The sequence below is a fragment of the Sutterella parvirubra YIT 11816 genome (assembly GCF_000250875.1).
Taxonomy (GTDB): Bacteria; Pseudomonadota; Gammaproteobacteria; order Burkholderiales; family Burkholderiaceae_F; genus Sutterella; species Sutterella parvirubra.
Genome location: NZ_JH605013.1, coordinates 67613 through 70943, shown reverse-complemented (window position 1 = coordinate 70943; position 3331 = coordinate 67613). Strand labels below are relative to the sequence as shown.

Sequence of the window (3331 nt, the reverse complement as noted above, 5' to 3'; positions counted from 1 at the left end):
GTTGCGGCCGTCCTGGGCGGCGTCGCGGGGCTATCGGCCCTCCATTGGGCGGAGGAGCTTCTTCCCTACGCCCTCATGGTGTCGGCCGCGTCCTTCCTCTTCATCACGCTCTACGGGCTTTTGCCCGAACTTCTCGAAGGGGCGCACGGGCGCGGCGCGAAGACGCGCGCGGTACTCTCCGTCGCGGCGGGCGTCATCCTCTCGCTGGTGCTTCTTGGACCCGGGCACGATCACGACCACCCCGGGCACGTCCACGCGCCGGGCGCGGCGGTGGAGATGCACGATCATGCGCATGACCACGAACACGATCATGGGCATGACCACGCCCACGCCCACGCGCACGCGCACGCCGAAGACCACGACCATGATCACGACCATGACCACGACCACGAGCATGAGGACGGTCAAGAACACGCGCCCGACGAGGCGCACGGGAACGAAGCAAAGCCGGACTGATTTCCCGCCGGATTCGCTGCGGTATCCCGTCCGTTCCGCGGCTACCCACTGAGGCTCCCGACGCAGGCCGTCCGGAGCCTCTGATTTTTCGGGGCGGCTTCGACATTCGTAAGGTTCGGCGACGGTCTCCTCACGTAAAATAAGCGGATTGATCGGGCGCGGTCCCCTTTCGCGCGCCCAACCCATGGAGATCCGCCGAGCATGTCTCAACAGCCCCAAGCCGACCGCGCGCCCGAATCGCTCACCTTCGAGGAAGCCCTCGACGAGCTCGAAAGCCTCACCGCCGCGATGGCGTCGGGGACGGCGACGCTGCGCGAAAGCGTCGCGGGGTACGAGCGCGGGGCGGCGCTGCTGCGCCGCTGCCGCGAGGAACTCGCCGCCGCGCGCGAAACCGTCGCGCGGCTCGAAGCGGCCGAAGAAGCCGAGGCGGCCAAGTCCCGCCGCGGCGCCTCCATGGGCGAGACGGAGACCGAACGATGACGAACGAGACCCCGACGGTCGACTTTGAGACCTGGGCCCACGAGCGTGCGCGGCACTTCGAGTGGTTTGCCGAAAGCACGATGCCGCAGCCGGGCCGTGAGCCGAAGCGCTTGACCGGCGCCATGCGCTACGCGGTGCTGGGAGGCGGGAAGCGCATCCGGCCCCTGCTTTGCTACGCCGCCGGTCAGGTGACGGGCGCCGACCCGAAGCTTCTCGACCGCGCGGCGCTCGCCCTCGAGCTCATCCACGGCTACAGCCTCGTTCACGACGACATGCCCGCGATGGACAACGACACGCTGCGCCGCGGCCGTCCCACGGTGCACGTGCAGTACGGCGAAGCCACCGCGATGCTGGCGGGGGACGCCCTTCAGAGCGAAGCCTTCAACGTGCTCGCGCAGGCGAAGGCGCCGGCGGAGCGCGTCGTGATGCTGGTCGGCACGCTCGCGCGCGCCGCCGGCGTCTGGGGGATGTGCGGCGGGCAGGCCTTGGATCTCGCCATGGTGGGCGGGCATCCGGGCGAGGCTGAGCTCTTCCGCATGCAGAGCATGAAGACGGGCGCGCTCATCCTGGCGAGCGTCCTCATGGGCGCGCAGTCGGGCGAATGGAACCGCTTGGGCGACGCCGCCCGCGGGGGTCTTGCCGCCTATGCGCAGGCTCTGGGGCTCGCCTTCCAGGTGGTGGACGACATCCTCGACTGCACGCAGGACACGGCCACCCTGGGGAAGACCGCCGGCAAGGACGAAAAGGACGACAAGCCCACCTGGGTGTCGATCCTCGGGTTGGAGGGCGCCAAGGCCCGTGCGAAGAGCCTTCACGACGAAGCGCTCGCCGCGCTCGACATGGTGGCGGCGGATCCGGCCGTTCCCGAAAAGGCGGTCGCGCGCCTCACCGAAATCGCCCACTACGTCGTCGGACGCTCGTTCTGACGGTCCCGAGACACTTTGAACAAGAAGACCATCGTGAACGAGATCGAATACCCCCTCCTTGAGAGCATCGAGCGTCCCGAAGACCTCCGTCGTCTCCCCGAGGACGACCTCCCCGCGGTGGCGGACGAAGTCCGCCGCTTCATGGTCTCCTCCGTCTCGAAGACGGGCGGGCACCTGTCGAGCTCGCTCGGCGCGGTGGAACTCGCGGTGGCGCTCCACTACGTCTTCAACACGCCCGACGACCGGATCATCTGGGACGTGGGCCATCAGGCGTACGCGCACAAGATTCTGACGGGCCGCCGCGAAGCCTTCGGGACGCTGCGCCGGCTGGGCGGCATCTCGGGCTTTCCGAAGCGAAGCGAGAGCATCTACGACGCCTTCGACACGGCGCACTCGTCCACTTCGATTTCGGCCGCGCTCGGCATGGCGGTCGCGGACCGCCTGGAAGGCCGCAGCGACCGCTGGCACGTCGCCGTGATCGGCGACGGGGCCCTGACGGGCGGCATGGCGATCGAGGCCCTGAACGACGCCGGGGTCTACAAGAAGGGTCTGAAGCTCCTCATTATTCTCAACGACAACGACTGCTCGATTTCGCCTCCGGCCGGGGCGCTCTCGAGCCACCTCGCCAAGATCGTCTCCACGAAGACCTTCAACAGCGCGCGTGAGTTTTCGAAGAAGGTTCTGAAGCCCGTCCCGGGCCTTTGGGAAGTCGCGAAGCGCATGGAAAAGCAGGCGATCAACTTCGTGAGCCCGCCCGCGTCGATCTTCAGCGCGTTCGACCTCAACTACTATGGGCCGATCGACGGGCACGACGTGCACGAACTCGTGGCGGTTCTTGAAAACCTCAAGGCCTTCGACTGCCCGATGGTGCTCCACGTCTCGACCAAGAAGGGGAAGGGCTACCGCCCGGCGGAACTCGATCCGACCCTCTACCACGGCGTCTCGCCCTTCGACCCCGCCGTCGGGATCGTCCCCTCGGGGAAGAAGTCCTCTCCCACCTACACGCAGATCTTCGGCAGGTGGATCTGCGACGCCGCGGAGCGCGACCCCAAGGTCTACGCGATCACGCCCGCGATGCGTGAGGGCTCGGGCCTCGTCGAATTCGAAAAGCGCTTCCCCGAGCGCTACCGCGACGTCGCGATCGCCGAGCAGCACGCCGTCACGTACGGCGCGGGCCTGGCCTGCGAAGGCATGAAGCCCGTCGTGGCGATCTACTCCACGTTCCTGCAGCGCGCGATGGACCAACTCATTCACGACGTCGCGCTCCAGAACCTGCCCGTCGCCTTCGCGGTCGACCGCGGGGGCCTGGTCGGCGCCGACGGCGCGACGCACCACGGAACGTTCGATCTTGCGATGCTGCGCGCGGTCCCGAACATGATCGTGATGGCGCCTTCGGACGAAAACGAATGCCGCCTGATGCTGAACACCGCGCTCGAAGCCAAGCAGCCCGCGGCGGTCCGCTACCCGCG

Annotated in this window: 3 protein-coding genes and 1 pseudogene; all 4 read left to right on the top strand. The window is 67.8% G+C overall.

Annotation, left to right across the window (positions count from 1 at the left end; all coding sequences use genetic code 11):
• Window positions 1-456: pseudogene (locus HMPREF9440_RS11730) on the top strand (hypothetical protein); the annotation flags it as partial.
• 201 nt (window positions 457-657) lie between these two features.
• Window positions 658-936 (top strand): exodeoxyribonuclease VII small subunit, encoded by a 279-nt coding sequence (gene xseB / locus HMPREF9440_RS09450; RefSeq protein ID WP_008543689.1) that lies wholly within the window; start codon window positions 658-660, stop codon window positions 934-936.
• Entirely contained in the window at window positions 933-1862 is a 930-nt protein-coding gene (locus HMPREF9440_RS09445; RefSeq protein WP_008543688.1) for a polyprenyl synthetase family protein, read from the top strand. The genes xseB and HMPREF9440_RS09445 overlap by 4 nt, the downstream gene beginning before the upstream one ends.
• 42 nt (window positions 1863-1904) lie before the next feature.
• Window positions 1905-3331, top strand: a 1427-nt coding sequence (gene dxs, locus HMPREF9440_RS09440; protein WP_087943864.1) for a 1-deoxy-D-xylulose-5-phosphate synthase, incomplete at its 3' end; no start/stop codon positions are given.